This is a genomic window from Campylobacter concisus (assembly GCF_001891085.1).
GTDB classification, from domain to species: domain Bacteria; phylum Campylobacterota; class Campylobacteria; order Campylobacterales; family Campylobacteraceae; genus Campylobacter_A; species Campylobacter_A concisus_O.
Genome location: NZ_JXUP01000001.1, coordinates 75093 through 89492 on the forward strand (window position 1 = coordinate 75093; position 14400 = coordinate 89492).

The 14400-nt window shown below is 38.7% G+C and carries 12 protein-coding genes and 1 pseudogene; 6 read left to right on the top strand and 7 right to left on the bottom strand.

Annotated elements, in window-relative coordinates; genetic code table 11:
- The first annotated feature begins 49 nt into the window (after positions 1–49).
- From der to TH67_RS00440, 6 genes are all read left to right on the top strand, one after another.
- Complete coding sequence (gene der / locus TH67_RS00415) at positions 50–1438, top strand: ribosome biogenesis GTPase Der (RefSeq protein ID WP_072593875.1); 1389 nt, start codon at positions 50–52, stop codon at positions 1436–1438.
- Positions 1419–1940, top strand: coding sequence for a shikimate kinase (locus tag TH67_RS00420; RefSeq protein ID WP_072593876.1), 522 nt, complete (start codon positions 1419–1421; stop codon positions 1938–1940). The genes der and TH67_RS00420 overlap by 20 nt, the downstream gene beginning before the upstream one ends.
- A 532-nt stretch (positions 1941–2472) precedes the next feature.
- Positions 2473–3435: a tryptophan--tRNA ligase gene (gene trpS / locus TH67_RS00425; protein WP_072593877.1), complete on the top strand. Its 963-nt coding sequence runs from the start codon at positions 2473–2475 to the stop codon at positions 3433–3435.
- A 12-nt stretch (positions 3436–3447) separates the two neighbouring features.
- Positions 3448–3888, top strand: a complete 441-nt coding sequence (locus TH67_RS00430; RefSeq protein ID WP_072593878.1) for a copper resistance protein CopD — start codon at positions 3448–3450, stop codon at positions 3886–3888.
- Between the two features lie 9 nt (positions 3889–3897).
- Positions 3898–5142 carry a serine--tRNA ligase gene (gene serS, locus TH67_RS00435; RefSeq protein ID WP_072593879.1) on the top strand — a complete coding sequence of 415 codons (1245 nt, stop codon included), beginning with the start codon at positions 3898–3900 and terminating at the stop codon, positions 5140–5142.
- The gene (locus TH67_RS00440) at positions 5142–7514 is read left to right on the top strand and encodes a tetratricopeptide repeat protein (RefSeq protein WP_072593880.1); all 2373 of its coding nucleotides are present in this window, start codon (positions 5142–5144) and stop codon (positions 7512–7514) included. The genes serS and TH67_RS00440 overlap by 1 nt, the downstream gene beginning before the upstream one ends.
- Before the next feature lie 44 nt (positions 7515–7558).
- On the opposite strand, the pseudogene TH67_RS00445 reads toward TH67_RS00440, so the two are convergent.
- From TH67_RS00445 to TH67_RS00475, 7 genes and pseudogenes are all read right to left on the bottom strand, one after another.
- Positions 7559–8808, bottom strand: a pseudogene (locus TH67_RS00445) (DUF2920 family protein).
- 29 nt (positions 8809–8837) lie between these two features.
- Entirely contained in the window at positions 8838–9416 is a 579-nt protein-coding gene (locus tag TH67_RS00450) for a hypothetical protein (RefSeq protein WP_072593881.1), read from the bottom strand.
- An 8-nt stretch (positions 9417–9424) separates the two neighbouring features.
- A complete protein-coding gene (locus TH67_RS00455; RefSeq protein ID WP_072593882.1) occupies positions 9425–9919 on the bottom strand; it encodes a TlpA family protein disulfide reductase in 495 nt (164 codons plus the stop codon).
- The gene (locus TH67_RS00460; RefSeq protein ID WP_072593883.1) at positions 9909–10598 is read right to left on the bottom strand and encodes an ABC transporter ATP-binding protein; all 690 of its coding nucleotides are present in this window, start codon (positions 10596–10598) and stop codon (positions 9909–9911) included. Before TH67_RS00460 ends, TH67_RS00455 begins: the two co-directional genes overlap by 11 nt.
- 1 nt (position 10599) lies before the next feature.
- Complete coding sequence (locus TH67_RS00465) at positions 10600–11742, bottom strand: ABC transporter permease (RefSeq protein ID WP_072593884.1); 1143 nt, start codon at positions 11740–11742, stop codon at positions 10600–10602.
- The gene (locus TH67_RS00470) at positions 11729–13021 is read right to left on the bottom strand and encodes an ABC transporter permease (protein ID WP_072593885.1); all 1293 of its coding nucleotides are present in this window, start codon (positions 13019–13021) and stop codon (positions 11729–11731) included. The genes TH67_RS00465 and TH67_RS00470 overlap by 14 nt, the downstream gene beginning before the upstream one ends.
- Positions 13018–14397 carry a Fe-S-containing protein gene (locus TH67_RS00475; protein ID WP_072593886.1) on the bottom strand — a complete coding sequence of 460 codons (1380 nt, stop codon included), beginning with the start codon at positions 14395–14397 and terminating at the stop codon, positions 13018–13020. Before TH67_RS00475 ends, TH67_RS00470 begins: the two co-directional genes overlap by 4 nt.
- Between the last annotated feature and the right edge of the window lie 3 nt (positions 14398–14400).

A 14400-nucleotide genomic window follows, 5' to 3' on the forward strand; every position in this document is an offset into this window, starting at 1 on the left:
TATATAAGTCAAAAATTTGTATAATCAGCCATCACGAAAAGGACAAAATTTGCAAAAAGTAATATTAGTAGGCAAGCCAAATGTCGGCAAAAGCTCACTTTTTAACCGCTTAGCTGGTCGTCGTATCGCTATAACAAGCGATGTTAGCGGCACCACAAGAGATACGAACAAAGCTAAGATCGAGGTTGAGGGCAAAGAGTGCATTTTAATTGATAGCGGCGGCCTTGATGATAGTAGCGAGCTTTTTAAAAATGTAAAAGCAAAGACCTTGGCAGAGGCTAGAAATTCAGACGTCATCTTATACATGGTCGATGGCAAAATGATGCCAGATGACGAGGATAGAGCTATTTTTTACGAGCTTAGCAAGCTAAATTTACCAATCGCTCTAGTCATCAACAAAATAGACAGCAAAAAAGACGAACAAAGAGAGTGGGAATTTATAAGCTTTGGCGCTAAAAATTCCTTTGGAATTTCCGTAAGTCACAACACAGGCATAGATGAGCTTAGCATGTGGCTAGCAAAGCATATAGAAGACAAAGTACAGATAAAGGCCGATACGAGCGAAGATTTTGATGATTTTTTAGAAAACTATAACGACGAGGGCGAGCTAAGCGACGAGATAGACTATGAGAGCAAAAACATTAGAGTTGGCATCATAGGCCGCGTAAATGTCGGCAAAAGCTCACTCCTAAATGCTCTTGTAAAAGAGAGTCGCGCCGTCGTTAGCGACGTGGCAGGCACTACGATTGATCCAGTTAATGAAATTTACGAGCATGATGGCAGAGTTTTTGAGTTTGTCGATACTGCTGGTATCAGAAAGCGTGGCAAGATCGAGGGTATCGAGAGATACGCACTAAATAGAACTGAGAAAATTTTAGAAGAGACAGACGTTGCGCTACTTGTACTTGATAGCTCTGAGCCACTAACCGAGCTTGATGAGCGTATCGCTGGTATCGCCTCTAAATTTGAGCTCGGCGTCATCATCGTGCTAAACAAATGGGATAAAAGCAGCGAAGAATTTGACGAGCTTTGTAAAGAGATAAAGGATAGGTTTAAATTCTTAGCATATGCACCGATAATTAGCGTCTCGGCACTTGGTGGCAAAAGAGTGCATAAAATTTACCCACTCATAGTTGAAATTTATAAAAACTACACCCAAAAAATCCAAACTTCAAAGCTAAATGAAGTGATCGGCGAAGCGACCAAAGCACACCCACTGCCACGAGATAAAGGCAGAGTTGTGAAAATCTACTACGCAGTGCAGTTTAAGACAGCGCCGATCATGATAGCGCTCATAATGAACCGCCCAAAATGCCTGCACTTTAGCTACAAACGCTATTTAACAAATAAGCTTAGAGAGAGCTTTAATCTAACTGGCGTGCCTATCGTGCTAATCCCTAAAAAACGTGGAGAGAGCGATGAAAACAAAGAACAATAATATCGTTTTGATAGGATTTATGGGCGTTGGCAAGGGTACGACCGCAAGGGCGCTAAGCAAGGCACTAAAGACGATGAACCTTGACTGCGACGACCTGCTAGAGAGCTCACAAAATATGAAGATAAAAGCTATCTTTGAAGAGTACGGAGAGGAGCATTTTAGGCAGCTTGAAAAAGATCTGGCTAAATTTCTAGCAACAAATGTCAAAAATGCAATCATCTCAACTGGCGGAGGCTTTGCAAAGGTTAAAAATTTAAATAAGATCGGCACCGTGATCTATCTAAAAGCTAGTTTTGACGCGATCATGCAAAGGCTAAAAAATAGCAAAAATAGCGAGAAAAAGCTTGCCAAACGTCCACTTTTAAGTGATCTAAAAAGAGCTGAGGCATTGCATCTGGAGCGAGAGGAGCTTTATGAGAAAAAGGCTGATTACATCGTCGAAGTCGAGGGTAAAACTCCAAAGCAAATCGTAAAAGAGATAAGGATGCTTTTAAAAATTTAGTTGTAAAGTGGTGCGAAATACTGCTTGCAACGATAAATTTTAAGATCAGGCTAGATGGCTATTTGGCGTGGTGTTAAAATTTGAAATGTTTGAAATAAATTTAACATTTTGTAGTTAGAAATTTTATCGAAGTATCGTAAGATGATTTTTTTGCTTTACTTTGTTCGCAACGCTAAAGCGATGAGAGTTGTGTGATAAAAATTTTAAGATTAAGTTGGACTAAAAAGTCTAACGTGATGTTAAAATTTAAGAGCTTTTAGCAAAGAATTTTGTTTAGGCAAGGCGAAATTTTGTTTTTAAGCAAAGGCTAGACGCATGGTCTACCAGTTAAATTTTAAGATTAGATTAGATACAAAAACTCTAATGTAACGTTAAAATTTAAAAAGTATTTTTGGCGAAGTATCGTGAGATGATTTTGATAGTTGTGTAGAAATTTTAAGCCGAGGCTAGACACATAGTCTGCCGAAAGCTTAAAATTTCAAATCTCTATCAAAAGCGCTCGCGAGAAAAAGCCAAAATTTGAAAGGATAAGATGAGAGTATTAACCGGCCTTCAACCCTCCGGCAAACTACACCTTGGCAACTATTTTGCCTCGATAAAGCAGATGGTTGATATGCAAGAGCAAAATGAGATGTTTATGTTTATAGCAAACTACCACGCGATGACGAGCCTTAGCGAGGCCAAAGCCCTAAAGCAAAACACTTTTGAGGCTGCGTGTGCGTTTTTGGCACTTGGGATCGATCCAAATAAAAGCATATTTTGGGTGCAAAGTGACGTTAAAGACGTGCTTGAGCTTTACTGGGTGCTAAGTCAGCACACGCCTATGGGCCTACTTGAGCGCGCGCATAGTTACAAAGACAAGGTCGCAAAGGGTCTTAGTTCGCACCACGGACTCTTTAGCTATCCAGTTTTGATGGCAGCTGACATTTTGCTTTATAATGCGCAGATCGTACCCGTAGGCAAGGATCAGATCCAGCACGTAGAGATCGCACGTGATATCGCGATAAAATTTAACAACGAGCATGGAGAAATTTTTACATTGCCTGAGGCAAAGATCGATGAAAATGTCGCCACCGTGCCTGGCACAAACGGCGAAAAGATGAGCAAAAGCTATGGCAATACAATCGATATCTTTGCTGACGCTAAAACGCTTAAAAAGCAAATTTCTAGCATCGTGACAGACGGCACGCCACTTGAAGAGCCAAAGCAGTGGCAAAACTGCAACGTATATAATATCGCCAAACTTTTCTTAGACGAGAGTGGGCAAAAAGAGCTTCAAGCTAGATATGAGCGTGGTGGCGAGGGTCATGGGCACTTTAAAGCTTATCTAAATGAGCTTATTTGGGACTATTTTAAAGATGCGAGAGAGAAATTTGAGCATTATCAAAATAATCCTGACGAAGTGTCTGGAATTTTAGAAATAGGAGCCAAAAAGGCAAGTAATGTTGCTCAAACAACAATAAAAAAAGTTCGTGAAGCAGTCGGAATTTATTAATAAAGGAAAAATATGCAAAATTTATATCCATACGCACAGATAGTTCATCTTTTCTGTGCAATCATCTTTGTTGGTTACCTCTTTTTTGATGTAATTATTTTTAAGGCAGCTTGTAAAAAAATGCCACCTGAGCTTGCTCAAAAGGCAAAACAGGCTATCGGTTCAGTTGCTATTAAGATAATGCCACCTTGCATCTTACTTTTGGTATTAACTGGAGGCATGATGATGAGTAACTGGGTCGGATCAAAGGCTGGAGGCTACTTTGAGACAAATTTACAAATCATTTTTATGATCAAATTTTTCTTAGCGATGCTAATCGTAGCTGCGGTTATAACAAATTTGAGCTGCAAATTTATATTTAAACGTCCTAGCCCACTTGGCAACATTCACCCATTTGCGCTAACAGCGGCAGTTTTTATCGTACTTTTTGCAAAAGTTATGTTTATGGTTTAAGGATACGGAATGATTAATTTAAAACTACTCGAGACAAATTACGATGAATTTGTAAAAAAACTTGAGGGAAAAAATGTAAAAGCTGGGCTACTTGACGAGCTTTTACAAACTTTTAACGAGCTAAAGCAAAAGAGAAAAGCACTTGAAAATTTCCAAGCGATCCAAAACGCAAAGAGCAAAGAGCTTGGCATAAAGGCAAGAGCAGGTGAAGACGTAAGTGAGCTTAAAAATGAGCTAAATTTAAACAAAGCTGCACTTTCTGATGCTGATGAGATCGTTAAACAATATGAAGAAAAGCTTGAGCAAATTTCATTTAATGTGCCAAATATCACCGATGATGATGTGCCATTTGGTAAGGATGAGGACGATAATGTCTGCATAAAAACGGTGCTTGAGCCAACTAAATTTAGCTTTACACCAAAAGAGCACTGGGAGTTAGGCGAGAGCCTTGGTTGGCTTGACTTTGAAAGAGGTGCAAAGCTCTCAGGATCTCGCTTTACCGTGCTTCGCGGCATGGGAGCAAGACTTAGTAGAGCGCTTGTTAATTACATGATCGACTTTAACAGCGCGCGAGGCTTTGAGCTTGTAAATGTCCCTTATCTAGTAAGCTCAAATACACTTTTTGGTACTGGCCAGCTGCCTAAATTTGAAGAGGACCTTTACAAAGTGCGCGACGAAGACCTCTACCTCATCCCAACCAGCGAAGTGCCTGTGACAAATTTATACAACGACACCATCATTGAGGCAGAGCAGTTACCTATAAAGATGACTTGCTACTCAGCATGCTTCCGCCAAGAGGCAGGCTCAGCAGGACGTGACACTAGAGGCATGATCCGCCAGCACCAGTTTGAAAAGGTCGAGCTAGTAAGTATCACAAAGCCTGATCAAAGCGAAGACGTGCTAAATGAAATGGTAGCGTGTGCAAGCGATCTACTAACTAGCCTTGGGCTTCCTCACCGCCACATGCTTCTTTGCAGCGGCGATCTAGGCTTTAGCGCGGCAAAGACGATAGACCTTGAGGTTTGGTTGCCTGGTCAAGGTAAATATAGAGAGATTAGCTCTATATCTAACACTCGTGATTTTCAAGCAAGGCGTGCAAAAATTCGCTTTAAAGATGGCAAGAAAAATATGCTTGTAAATACGCTAAATGGCTCAAGTCTAGCTGTGGGTAGGACTCTTATTGCTATCATGGAAAACTACCAAAAAGCAGATGGCACTATCGAAATTCCAGAAGTTCTTAAAAGGTATATGTAGTGGCTGAAGAAGAGGTTGTAGTTTTAAAACCACCTGTCGAGCAAGCAGAGCAAGAAGCGCCTGAAGAAGCAAAAGCCGAGGCACCTGAAGAGATCGTCTCGCTTGAGAGTATCGCAAGTGAGGGTGTGTTACAAGATGAAAGCATCCCAGAGCCAATCCCTGTAAAAAAGAGCAATAAAAAGCTCTTTATAATAGCAGGCGTGGCCGTTCTAGTGCTTATCATCTTGATAGTGGTTTTGCTAGTTATCTTTCTAAAGAAAGACAAAAAAGAGAACATAGATACTGCAAGTATCGTAAAAAATATAGAAAACAACTACCAAACGCAAAATTTTGGCGCTTCAAAGATCGATGAGATGATAAATAAAGCCAATCAGCTCTACGAGCGTGGCAATAAATTTGAGGCTCTAAAAATTTATGAAAACGTAGCTGTTTATAACCAGTCACTTTCAAACTACAACCTCGGCGTTTCGCAGATGAAACAAGAAAGATGTGATGAGGCGATCGTATCTTTTAATAAAGCAATAACCGATAGAGAAAACACAGCAGTTAGCGCCATAAACGCAGCCGTTTGCTCACTCGAGCTAAATAACACTAAAAATTTTAACTACTATATAGGACTTGCTGATTCATTTTTGCAGTATGAAAACAACTCGCCACTTTATAGCTATTACTACGCACTTATAAATTATTATAAAGGCAACTATTACGAGGCGCTTCAAGCACTTTCTCATCCAAATACTGCAGATTATAAAAACGAATATGCGTATTTAAGTGCAAAAATTTTATCACTTCTTGGTGATGATGAGAGAGCAATAGCCAAACTTGAGAGCCAAAAGGCATTTAAAGCCGACTTTACGCTAGCTCAACTTTATGCAAGACTTGGCAAATACGACAAGGCAAGGGACTATCTAACAAAGGCTTCTAAAAATACGCCAAATATCGATCTTATCAAGATGACTGAGGCGCTAATTGATCTAAAAACTTCTGACTATGGCGACGCGGCTGCATTTATCAAAGATGTTTACGACTACAATGCTTCTTTGCCAAGTAAAATTTACAAGATAAAAACGATACTAAAGCCTGATCTTTTTGATGTCAGCCTAGCTCAGGCACACTTTAGCGACGATATGTTTTTTGATAGAACAAGGCGCTATGAGACCCTTTTTTACTTCGCACCTTACAAGGTCTTTGACGCAAAACAGAGCATCGAGCAGATAAGAAAAGGTGGCGTTAGCGTCTTTTTAGACGACACTTCAGCAGCAAATGACTATCTTAGCCAAAGTGCAGCTGCTTCAAAAGTAAATGCAAAACTTAGCGAAGCTATTGCAAAAGCACTAAGCTACCGCTTAAAAGAAGCAAATAAAGAGTTTGAAGAGCTAGCCAGCACTTATCCAAATCACTCTATCTTACAATACAACCTTGCTCTAAGCTACGCTCAGCTTGGAAATTTTAGCCTTGCTGCAAAGCACTTCATAGCAAGCTATCACCAGGATGTAAATAACCATCTTGCAGGTATTTTTGGGGCGATTTGTCTAGATATAAATAGAAATTTAAACCCAAAACTCATTGAAGAGATCGGCGAAAATTTAGAAAATGACAAGAGTTTAAAGCCTATAAATTTATATGCCTCGCTTCTAAGCCTGGTTAGCGGCAACCAAAGTGCGATGATAAGGTGGCTTGAAGAGCCAAAAGAGCAGACAATGCTAAATTTAGCCTTTGATATCATCATCGCAAAAATAACAAACAATGATGAGCTAATGATAAAAAAAGCTGATGAGCTACTAAAAATTTTGCCAAATGATATTATTGCAAATATCTTAAATTTTATCTCGAAAAACAAAGAGCAAAATGTCAAAGAGTATGCAAAAGCGATACAAATTTACTTTCATGGCAAGCAACTTGATTCAAACGCTTTCTATCACGGCGCTGATATCATCAAAAAACAATACATCAAGCTACTTCAAATTTCAGGCTTACTTACAAGAGAGCGTGATAAGTTAAGAGCTGAGCTAAAAAATGCTCCAAAGAATATAAATTTAATCCAAACTCTAGCCTATGTCGATATCTTTACAAACGACTTTGATGAGAGCTATAAACTTTATAATCAAGCAATCGATGAGTTTAAAGCAAATGACGCTAGCACATTGTTTTTAGCATCTGTGGCTGCGACAGGAGCTGGAAAAGTATCAAATGCGATCGCACTTTTAGAGCTAACAAAACTAAATGATGCTAGTGCTATCGAAAATAGAATAGCTCTTGGCCTAATGTATCAGCAGATAGACAATATAAAAGCAGCTCTTATACAATACAGCAAAATAGGAAATGTTGAGTATGAAAGCGAATTTTACGACTTTGAGATAGATAATGACTGATAAAAACTAGGTCTTTATGCGCCTAGTTTTAACTATTTTAAATACTAAGCAATATCTAAAATTTCAAGATTTATTTGATCTAAGACTTCACTAAATTTATAGATCATATCACCACATTTATACTCAATACTCTTACCACTCTTTTTGTTTTTTTGAGATAAAATTTTCTCCATCATACTGGGAAGCTCTTTTTGTAAAAGTAGTTTATAAGACATCCCCATTCCATGCCCTAAAAACTTTATAAATTTGCCATCAACCTCACTCTCATCTTTTATCATATGTAATGTTGCGTTAAATTTAAGCTTCTTAAGAGCCTCGTAAAGCTCGATTTTATCCTTTGCTGGAGCTATTTCTTTATCGCAAATACAGTGATAGCTCACGTAAATTGGCTTTTCATAGCCGCTTTGAACATTTAAATGATCTAAATTTAGGATGTTTCTTATCTCTTCTCTTGCGTCAATAAAATAGTATGGTGATTTTTCATTAAGTGTCCAGTAGGTCTTATCAAAAAAAAATAAATATATAAATTTTGATACAAAGTGTCAGTGCCAAAACAAAAATAGTTAGTAAAATTTATCTCTTTACCAAAGCCGATAAGACGCCATAAAAATATGGCATAAGAGCTATTATCTATCACGGCATCAACTAGCCATGGAGCGATCTTAGCACACATATGTGCCAGATATCCACCATGTGAGCTGCCTACCATTATCACTGGCAGATGTTCAAATTTGGCATTATTTATATATTTTTTTGTATAAAGCACAGCATTTAGCACATCCATTGCTTGCATAACGCCAAAATTTTGATATTCATTTTTTGTTGGCACAATCGTAATGCTAGCATTTAGTCTAAAATCAGCCGGCAAAATATCTCTCTCTTTTCGAATAGTAATCTCTTTGCTGAGAAATTTAAGTAGCAAATCAACCTTCTCGTGGCAGTCGATACTTTTCAGATCAATTGGTAAATTTATACCTATACTTGATAGTTCTCTTGTTAAGATTTCGCGATCTATATCATCAAGTCCAAATTTCGCCCCAAGCTGTGGGCGGTTGCCTATGCAGTGATAATCCACACTAATGCATGCAACATCATAAGTCTCTGCCATAGTCTGCATAAGATTAGCCCTATACCCAAGGTCAGAGTCTTCTCCAAGCCCAGGGATAATAACCAAAAGAGCTTTTGCATCCTTGGCATTGTCATAACAGGAATAAAAGGAGAGAGGAGAGCTTCTTTTTATACCAAGTTCAATATCATCACAAGATAAAATTTCATAGCTTTCATCAACTAGCATTTAAATCCTTTTAAATTTACTAATTTCTCCTACCTTTGCGAGACATTATAAAAAAAGCTAACAATCTGTTTTGCTAGACGTTCTTTAAAAAACGGCCAAATGTAGCTTGGCGAATAGACATTGCCAGCTTGCATAAGCGAGATATTTGTCGCCTTTTCGCCACCATTTTTTGGACGCACTAGCACGCTTACTTGCATGTGATAAGTATAGCTATTTGTACTAAAGTCATCATCGTCGTAATAGCCAAATGGGAAAAACATCGAGTAACCAAAACCAAAGCTTGGTCTACCAAAGCCATATCCCATCCCCATTGAAAATCTAGGATCTCTTTTGATTATCCTGGAAAAGCTTTGCACATCGCCAAGGATGATGAAGTCGGCATTTTTGATATTTGGCTCGTTTCTGAAGCCAGCCTTTGCAAACTCACTTAAAATTTCAGTATTTACATCTTGTCCGGTCGCGCTATTTTTAAAATTTACATAGACGCTTTTATTTGCTTCATTAAGCGTAAAAAATATAGGCTCGCTCGTTTTAACCGAGATATTTGGAGTGCTGCTAGCACATCCAACAAAAAATATCGCCAAGACAAATAAAAAGAAATTTTTCATATTCACTCCTACAAGAGCGATCTTATAGCACTTTCAAGTACACTTTTTGGTGTAAGACCGATAAATTTTGATCGCATCTTACCATCTTTATCAAAAAAATAGATAACTGGCACGCCCATGACGCCACCAACTGCCTTACTAAAGTAATCAACCGAAACCTTATCGCTCGTAGTTTTAAATGTAATATTGTGCTCTTTTAAAAGCTCAATATCTTTATCAAAACCCTTGCTAGGCCCCAAAATTCCTATGAATTGAACCTCTTTACCATACTCTTTTTCAAGCGTATTTAGATCAGGTATTGCGGCCTTGCATACTCCGCAGTCAGTGCCAAAGAAAAATAGCATATATGGCTTATCGCCTATCTTTAGCCTCTTTTCTGTTGGAAAAAACTGCGTATCAATGCCGCTTGAGTCATTTAGCGTAATGTGATGCTTCTCATACTGCTTGACGCAGCCCATAACTAGGGCTGAGACTAGACATAAAAATAAAATTTTATATCTCATTTGGCACCTTTGGGTTTTCAATAGTGCGAATTTTCTCTAGCTTACCATGTCTTAGATAGACGATCTTATCGCCATACTCGCCAAGATCAGGGTTGTGAGTTACTAGAAGTATCGTCTTGCCATCTTTTCTTAGCTTGCAAAATAGATCAAGTATAACTCTTTCATTTGCTTCATCAAGGTTACCAGTTGGCTCATCTGCTATTAAAATTTCAGGATCGTTTATGAGCGAGCGTGCGATACAAAGGCGTTGTTGCTCACCACCACTTAGCTGACTTGGCCTGTGTGTTAGCCTGTGAGAAAGACCAACTGCCGCAAGTGCCTTTTTAGCGTCCTCTTCATCAACTGAGCTGTGATAGTACTGAGCGATCATCACATTTTCAAGTGCGCTAAGATATGGTACTAAATGAAACTGCTGAAAAATAAGACCGATTTTCTCGCGTCTAAATTTAAGTGTATCATCAGCATTTAGATTGCTCGCATCATCGCCACCGAGCATATAAGTACCACTACTTGGAGTATCCATTAGAGAAAGGATATTTACAAGCGTACTCTTACCACTACCACTTGGTCCCATTACGCTGACCCACTCACCTTTTTTAACCTCAAAATTTATATCATCAAGTGCTTTAACATCGCCAAAAATTTTACAAATATTTTTTAATTCTAGTGCATTTTGCATATCATTCTCCTCTTAATGTATCTGCCATTTTATTATTAAGTGCCCGTTTGATCGGATAAAACGCTGCGATCGCTGCAAATAAAAGCGATATTATCACAGCTACTGGGATGCTTAAAATTCTAAAATCAATACTAGAATCAAATATCGCATAACCTAAAATTTGAGCTAGTAAATATCCTAAAAATGCACCAACTAATGCTGAGATGAGCGCTGTCACAAATGTTTCAAAGCCAAATAGCTTTAGTACATCTTTTTTGCTTGCACCTATGGCTCTAAGAAGTGCGATCTCCTTTGAGCGAGAGAGCAAGATAGCACTAAGCGTTGTGTTTACGCACATTGAAGTAATGAGCAAAATAACAAGGCTAACAAGCGCCATTAAAAGCTTGATCTTTTCCAAGATATAGCCCTCAGACTTTGAAACCTTTGCCACTGGTTTTGCAGCTATTTCATCATTGCTTATAGTCTTTGCAAGCGATGTTATCTCGTCAAAGTTACCAAGCACAACAGCTTCAGCATAGTTTATTTTGCCAGCTTTATTTGAAATTTTTTGAGCCAAAGATAGTGACGTGATCAAAAGTGCATCCTCTTTGTCACCACTTGCAACTACGCCTTTTATCTTTACATTTATGCTCTCATTTGAGCCAATGGCGCGAATTTCTATATCATCGCCTGCTTTAAAGCCAGCCTGACGAGCAAGATCGACGCCTATTAGCACGTTTTTATCGTCAAAATCGACATTTATCATCGTTCCATCTCTAACATCTAAAAATGGTTTAACTTTTTTTAAATTGCTAAATTTTGTTCCCATGACGATAGCATTTGTTGGACCAATATTTGCCTGAGCAAAGAGATAACCGCTCTCACCAAGAAGCTTGTCTTTTGGTACTTTAGCGATCATTTCATTGTAAGTTTTTTCACTCATATCATCGCTTGTAGCCATATCTTTTGGAGCAAAGATCATATTTGCGCCATAAGTTTTTAGCTCGCGTGAGACCTTAGAGTCTATGTCAAGATAGACATTGACAAACGCAGCACACACGCATGCTCCAAGTAAGATAGAGATCACGATGACCATTACTCTTGATGAGCCGTTTTTTAAACTTTTATAAATTGTATTGTAAAAGAATTTGCTATTTGCGGTCATATAGCACCTCCGCAGGTAGTAAATTTATGACGTTTCTCATTGGCATTAGCGAGCCAACGACTGAAATAAGCAGGGCAAATGCCACGCTAATTGGTAGCACGATCCAAGCTATGCCGATGCCATGTGAGAAGATAATGTAAGACATCACGTAGCTTAGCGCGTATCCTAAAAATGCTCCAGTGATACCTGCAAAAAAGGCAACTACAAGGCTCTCGCTAGCAAAAAGGGCGTAAATTTCAAAGTTGCTAGCACCTATGGCTTTTAAAAGACCGATCTCTTTTTTGCGGCGGTAAATTTCACTTGTCATTAGCGATGTTATGCCAATGGCTGAAACCACAAGAGCGATGATACTAACGATGCCCATTAGGCTTTGAATTTTCTTTACAATGTTACTCTCTGCATCGCTTACTTGAAGGCTTGCCTTTGCGCTAACGTTTGGTAAATTTTCTTCTATCTGAAACGCGATCGATCCTGCGTAGGCTGAGCAGTACCATTTGTCGTACTCTGCGCTATCAAGATTGTCTAAATTTCTTCTTGCTTTTAGTGACAGGTCGTTTTCTGGGATCGTCATGGCTGAGACTTCAGCCTTTGTATATAAGCCAGCGTGACCTGAAAGATCTCCAGCAAGCTTTAATGAGCCAACTAGCTTATGCGTCTCGTCACTAGCTCCTTTTAAAATTCCAACTATTTTAACCTCTCTTGTACCATTTTTGCCCACAAGGCTAAGCTCGTCGCCAACCTTTAAATTTTTAGCCTTAGAAAGTTCTTCGCCAACTAAAATTTCATCCATACTTTCATCTTTTGGCCAAACACCCTCAACGCCCCAAAATCCATACAAGCTCTTAACGCCTGTGCTAAATTCTGGCTCATCTTTTAGACCGATATTTTTATCAAAATAGGTTCCTTCAAAGGCAAATTCAATTCCTTTTTCATCTTTAACTTTTGCTTCTAAAAACGGCGCAAAAGCAACGATATTGTTTCTCCAAAAGATCTCTTTTATCTTGTAGATATCAGCCTCTGGGAGTAAATTTTGTGATTTTAGTGGAGTGAAATTTTTACCCTCGATCTCGATGCTTAAACTCTCACCGCGCGGTAAAACAACGATATTTGAGCCATATCCTCTAAGCTCGGTTGCTACTTGATCGCCGATTTTTAGCGTGATATTTAGCATGCAAGCTATCAAAAGAGCAGCTAGCAAGATAGTGATAAAGGCCATCGTCTTTTGCACCTTTGAGCCCGTGATCGAGCTTTTTATCATTCTTAGTTGCATATTTTTCATTTTAACGTTCCATTTGTTTCTACATATTTTTCTGGATTTGCTTCAAATTTCGCCTGAGTTTCGTTGCTCTCAAAGAAATATGTGCGTCCGTAGTATAAATATGATCTTGAATCAAGATTGCTCACCTTTTTGCGACTAACTGGGTCAAGCACCATCTTTTCGACGACCTTGCTAAAGTAGTTTGCCCCTGCGACGATCGTTTTGTAATCAACTATGATATTTTTACCATCAAAGGTAAATGCCATAGGGATCGGGTTACAACCACCCTCTTTGCCAACTGACGGTAAGAAAATTCTGACGTTACAAGAGATGCAGATAAGGTCGTTTCCTTTCTTGATATAGCCCATGTCGCCGCAGATCATACACGAGTCAAAGACGATGACTGGAGATGGGCGGTCACTAAAGCGGTTTAGTAAGAAAAATCTTATCTGTTTACCCTCATCTGTGATGTAGGCAAATCTGTGAAGTTCATTATCTTTTAGCATATCAACATCAAATATAAATTTATCTCCCACTGGCTCAACCAAGACCGGCTCTGAAATTTGAGGTGGGCGAGATGCGTAAAGATCAAAATAAAGTGAAAATCCAAGCGCTATTAAAACGCTGCAAAATGCAAATTTTGCATTGTCAAAGACATTTTCTCTAATGGCTTTTGTAAAGCGGTATTTGATAGAGCCAAACGTGCTCTTATCGATACTCTTTGGCACAAAGCAAAGCGCGATGATGCATAAAAGAAGGATCACTGCTATGTAAAAATAGGCACTAAATTCTGTGACGTAGATGCCTTTTGCGCTGATAGATAAAATTTGAGAATTTAGCTCGCTACTTATCTTTAAAGCGCCTGCACGTAAAAGTTCGAGTGCAGTTTGTGAGCTTCTATCAACTAGCAAAAAGACCAATGTGATAAGAGCTAAAATTTTAGCTACTGATGATGGGATGCTTGCTTTTAAATTTGAAATGAAGAAAAATAAAAATAGTATCAAGATCATCGCAAAGATCATCAAAAAGAAGCTTATGACTGAAAGCGTGTCAAGCAGCTCGCCACCAAATAACGGGAACAAAGCGCTACTTGAGCTATAGCCAAAGCCAAAGCCGATGCCTAAAATAAAAAACGTTACGATTTTTGCTATCTTAAGCTCGAAAAATATCCATAAAATGCTAATGAGTAGAAAAACCAGTGTCACAGAATCTATGAAAATTTTAAACTGGTCATCAACAAGCGCATGACGAGCAGCTTTAAAGATAAGCACACCAGCAACAACACCAAGAAATGACGGTAAAAAGATCGTTTTTAAACTTTTGCCATTGTTATTTAAGGCAGCAAAAAGCGTAAATCCAAGGAGGGCTAAAAAGACCTGATAGAAGTAAATTGACATAAC